This is a genomic window from Pontibacterium sp. (assembly GCF_041587635.1).
Classification (GTDB): Bacteria; Pseudomonadota; Gammaproteobacteria; order Pseudomonadales; family Balneatricaceae; genus Pontibacterium.
Genome location: NZ_JBFGYC010000331.1, coordinates 1 through 4,615 on the forward strand (window position 1 = coordinate 1; position 4,615 = coordinate 4,615).

General features: G+C 51.9%; 5 protein-coding genes and 1 pseudogene. All 6 read left to right on the forward strand.

The features are described 5' to 3' along the window. Nucleotides 1–714: pseudogene (locus ABYW01_RS14745) on the forward strand (hypothetical protein); the annotation flags it as partial. A gap of 344 nt (nt 715–1,058) precedes the next feature. Continuing rightward, entirely contained in the window at nt 1,059–2,060 is a 1,002-nt protein-coding gene (moaA, locus tag ABYW01_RS14750) for a GTP 3',8-cyclase MoaA (protein WP_372834032.1), read from the forward strand. Nucleotides 2,061–2,067: 7 nt separating this feature from the next. Further along, nucleotides 2,068–2,772: a Crp/Fnr family transcriptional regulator gene (locus ABYW01_RS14755; protein ID WP_372834034.1), complete on the forward strand. Its 705-nt coding sequence runs from the start codon at nt 2,068–2,070 to the stop codon at nt 2,770–2,772. After that, nucleotides 2,769–3,242 (forward strand): putative zinc-binding protein, encoded by a 474-nt coding sequence (locus ABYW01_RS14760; protein WP_372834037.1) that lies wholly within the window; start codon nt 2,769–2,771, stop codon nt 3,240–3,242. The genes ABYW01_RS14755 and ABYW01_RS14760 overlap by 4 nt, the downstream gene beginning before the upstream one ends. Beyond that, nucleotides 3,188–3,736 carry a molybdenum cofactor biosynthesis protein B gene (gene moaB, locus ABYW01_RS14765; RefSeq protein WP_193954999.1) on the forward strand — a complete coding sequence of 183 codons (549 nt, stop codon included), beginning with the start codon at nt 3,188–3,190 and terminating at the stop codon, nt 3,734–3,736. Before ABYW01_RS14760 ends, moaB begins: the two co-directional genes overlap by 55 nt. A gap of 58 nt (nt 3,737–3,794) precedes the next feature. Further along, the coding region (locus ABYW01_RS14770; RefSeq protein WP_372834040.1) for a molybdopterin molybdotransferase MoeA at nt 3,795–4,615 on the forward strand (821 nt) is incomplete at its 3' end.

Consider the following 4,615-nt stretch of genomic DNA (forward strand, 5'->3'; position numbering starts at 1 on the left):
AGCTATAGTGATATTGGGCAGCGTCAGATGACATACAGTGGCCCGCTTACACAAGCAGAAGATAACATCGCTATCGCGTTTGGCGTAACGATCGAAAATGCAATTGGCACATCCTACGATGATTTTCTGGCCGGAAACGCCGCCAATAATGTGTTGGAGGGCGGAGGTGGCAATGACCAGATCGATGGAAAGAGTGGGGTCGATACCGCCGTGTTTAATGGCAGTAAATCTGCTTATAGCATCGCCCAAAGTACCCAAGGTAATGCCACCGTCATTGGAGCAGATGGCTCAGATCAGCTAGAGAATATAGAAAGGTTAAGCTTCAGCGACATCAATGTGGCACTGGATCTCGATGGCAATGCGGGGGCGGTTGCTAAAATCATCGGTGCCGTGTTTGGTGCTGCCAGTGTACAAAATCAAAATTACATGGGGATTGGAATCCGGTATCTAGATTCGGGTAATTCCTCCGAGGAGCTTATGGCGCTGGCGATGAATGCCGCTGGGGTGACCACTAACGAGAGCGTTGTTGATCGGCTGTATTTGAATGTGGTTGGCATAGCGCCGAGTGACAGTGTTAAAAGTTCATTTGTACAGCGATTAGAGTCCGGTGAATTTACGAATGTGAGCTTGGGAATCATGGCATCAGAGTTGGCTTTGAATACGCAGAATATAAATTTAACCGGGCTAACAACCAGCGGCGTGGAGTATATCTAACCGGTACGTTCCGGTTTGAGCATCCGCGCTATAGAAGCGTACGGCGTCTGAGTATTAACCACTTATGGCTTATGGACTCTGGTTAGGCATTTCGGTATTTAAGAAATGCCATGGCTAGGGGCGTTCCTCAAATGCTGCGCTAAATCAATAGAATGTGCTTTATTCTTGCCTCAGATTCCTACCGATAGGGGTATCTGAAAACTGTCCGCTAAGCCCTATAAAACGGGACATGCCGAGACTTATACCTATCCCTGATACACCTCTTTCTTACCACCTGTGAGGTATACCTGAGCCTTGGGCGCGTTGCGATAATCGATTGCAATTACTTTCCCAGGAGTTCAGCTATGAACACACCCGAAACACAGTTGATTGACGGTTACGGTCGCAAGATCGATTACATCCGTTTATCCGTAACTGACCGCTGTGATTTTCGTTGTGTTTACTGCATGGCTGAAGATATGCAGTTTTTGCCACGGGCTAAAGTGCTTTCATTGGAAGAGCTGGCCACACTGGGTGAGTCTTTCGTTAATCTGGGGATTAAACGTATCCGTCTGACTGGCGGTGAGCCGCTGGTACGTCGTGGTATTGTTGATCTGATCGCCAGACTTTCCGCACTACCGGGGTTGGACGAAGTGACCCTGACCACCAACGGCTCTCAGCTGAGTAAATTTGCCAAGCCACTGAAAGATGCAGGCCTGAAGCGCATTAACGTCAGCCTCGATAGCCTCAATCCAGAGCGCTTTGCAAAGATGACACGGCGCGACATGTTGCATCAGGTGATGGCGGGTATCGATACCGCGGTGGAAACGGGGTTTGAGCGAATCAAGCTCAATGCTGTGGTGATGAAAAATCACAACGATGACGAAATTCTGCCGCTGGTGGAGTATGCCCAGCAGCGCAATATCGACATCAGCTTTATTGAAGAGATGCCGCTGGGGCAGATTCAGACCCATGATCGCAAGCAAGCATATTGTTCCAGCGATGATGTACGACAAGTGGTGGAAAGCGCCTACACGTTGTTGCCAAGCACGGATACTACCGGCGGGCCATCCCGCTATTACCGTATTCCAGATGCGAAGGGACGGATCGGCTTTATCTCGCCTCATAGTCACAACTTCTGTTCCAGTTGCAATCGCTTAAGGGTGACTGCCGAAGGACGTCTTCTGCTTTGTCTGGGGCAGGAAAACTCAGTGGACTTGCGTGCGGTCCTGCGACGCTATCCCGGAGAATCTCAACGCATCGAAGCACTGATTCGTGATGCAATCATCCGCCGTCCGGAGGGCCATCAGTTTGCTGAGGATGATGCCCCGCAGGTGTTGCGGTTTATGAACATGACCGGGGGCTAAGTGAGCGATGAATAAAATCGGTGACAAAGAGACCATGATGACCGAGGCGCTTCAGCAGATTCGCCAGCATACGCTGCTCGCAGCGCTTAACGATGAACAGTTTCATGCGCTCACCAGTCATTCCCGCCTGATTGATCTGAAAGCGGATCAAACGTTATTCCAGCAAGATGGTGAAGCCGAGCGTTTCTTCATCGTGTTACAGGGCAGTATAAAACTGTTTCGTTTGACCTCGGAAGGCCGCGAAATCGTGATGAATGTCCTGACACCGGATAATGCCGTGGGCGAGGCCGCCATGTTTATGGCTGAGCATCACTATCCGGTGAATGCGAGTGCGATTGAGCATAGTCAGGTGATCTCTCTAAGCAGCAATATCTATCAACGTCTGTTGCGCGATTCCTCAGAAAGTTGTTTTGGCGTATTGGCGGCGATGGCCTGTCGTTTACAAAACAGCATGGCGGAGATCGAAACCCTGACACTGCAAAGTGCATCTCATCGGGTGATCCGCTTTTTGCTTAGCCTGGTAAAAGGTGACGAAGAACGGGTGGAGGTGAAGTTGCCGGTGGCCAAGCAACTGATTGCCGCAAGGCTGGCGATGCAGCCGGAAACCTTCTCTCGTGTGATGCGTGATTTCAAAAGTCGTGGGCTACTTGAAGTCGATGGATGCCATCTGACCATCCTGAGTGTGACCGGTTTGAAAGGATTAATGGGATGAAACGCCGCGACCTGCCGTTAGTCTATGCCTGCTCGGGTTGTTCCAGCGTGGCGCAGCTGGCTAACGATGTCGCAGTGCATCTTGATCATCAGGGCAAGGCCGAAATGTCCTGTATTTCGGGTGTCGGCGGTGGTGTTCCTGCGTTAGTAAAAACGGCACAGTCAGGGCGTGACATTATCGCGATTGATGGCTGCCAGATGCACTGCGTCGCGGCGTGTCTGGCGAAGTGTGATGTGGAAGCCGATCAGCACGTGAAGTTATATGAACAAGGCCATAAAAAGCGTCTTGGTGAAAAAGCCTCGCCGGAAGAATTTGCAGAGGTGATTGAACAACTTGAGCATCGACTGGAGCAGCTGCAAAGTGACAACGCAGATGCCAGCCGGTGTACTAATGATGATTCCAATGGAGACTCCAGATGGGGCACGCAAAAAAAGACGCGGTTTTTCAGCCGCTCAACATTGCGGTATTAACCGTTTCTGACACCCGCACACTGGAGACCGACACGTCCGGCGACACGCTGCAACAGTGTGTCACCGATGCTGGCCACGCCTTGTGGTGGCGTGAAATCAAACCTGATTGTATCTATCAACTGCGTTCTGTGGTGTCTCAATGGATCGCGCAGCCTGAAGTCCACATTATTCTGGTGACCGGTGGTACTGGATTTACCGCGCGTGACACCACGCCGGAAGCGCTGACGCCATTGTTTGATAAACAGGTTGAAGGTTATGGTGAGCTGTTCCGCCAGATCTCTTATGACGAGATTGGCACGTCGACCATTCAGTCACGCGCGGTTGCAGGTGTTGCCAACCGTACGGTGATCTTTGCCATGCCGGGATCACCTAAAGCCTGTAAAACTGCGTGGGAAAAAATCATCCGTGAACAGTTGGATGCCCGTCATCGCCCGTGCAATTTTGTTGAGATGGTGATGCCGAATGTGAACACGGCGTGTGGTTCCCGTTCCTGATTGATGCATAGAAATTTCGTCTGAAAGACCTGTACGACCCGATTGCCGGAGAGATTTTATGACTGCCTGTAGCTGTGATTACGATCGTTTAATGCCTTTTAACACAGCGTTAGAAAAGCTGCTGGAGTCTGCCAGCGTTGTCTCCGGTACGGAGGAGCTTGCGCTTGATCAGGCTGTTGGTCGTGTGCTGGCCGCTGATGTGTGCTCCGCAATTTCCGTCCCACCTGCGGATAACAGCGCAATGGACGGCTATGCGGTGAACACAACATCCCTACCGGAAAGCTTGCTCATCCCAATTAGCCAGCGTATCGCTGCGGGCGAACAGGGGCAGAGCCTTGAGCCGGGCACGGCCGCCCGTATCTTTACGGGTTCAGAGATCCCGCCCGGTGCCGATGCCGTGATTATGCAGGAGCAGTGCCGACGGGTGGGGGATGATATTCAGCTGCTGATTCATCCCGAAGAGGGGGATCATATCCGCCCGGCAGGGCAGGATATTCAGCCGGGCAATTGTGTTGTTGCTCAAGGTACCGTGCTTGATGGTCGCCATCTGGGCGTGATCGCCTCGGTGGGTGTTCCTAAGGTGAATGTCTTCCGCAGAATTAAAGTGGCGGTGCTGACGACCGGTGATGAACTGGTGCTGCCTGGACAGCCCTGTGGTCCCGGAAAAATCTTCAACTCCAACTACTTTACCCTTCAGGGTTTGCTGGAGCCGATGGGCGTTGATGTGGTTTTCCCGGGAATTATCCAGGATGATCCAGACGCTACACGCAATGCATTGAAGGATGCCGCTGAACATGCCGATCTGGTGATCAGCAGTGGTGGTGTATCGGTGGGGGAGGAAGATCATGTCAAAGCGGCTGTCGAAAGCCTCGGCGAGCT

What these genes read in the sequence shown, in the direction of transcription:
- ABYW01_RS14755 (WP_372834034.1), top strand. Translation starts at nt 2,068, where the DNA reads ATGAATAAAATCGGTGACAAAGAGACCATGATGACCGAGGCGCTTCAG.
- ABYW01_RS14760 (WP_372834037.1), top strand. Translation starts at nt 2,769, where the DNA reads ATGAAACGCCGCGACCTGCCGTTAGTCTATGCCTGCTCGGGTTGTTCC.
- moaB (WP_193954999.1), top strand. Translation starts at nt 3,188, where the DNA reads ATGGGGCACGCAAAAAAAGACGCGGTTTTTCAGCCGCTCAACATTGCG.
- moaA (WP_372834032.1), top strand. Translation starts at nt 1,059, where the DNA reads ATGAACACACCCGAAACACAGTTGATTGACGGTTACGGTCGCAAGATC.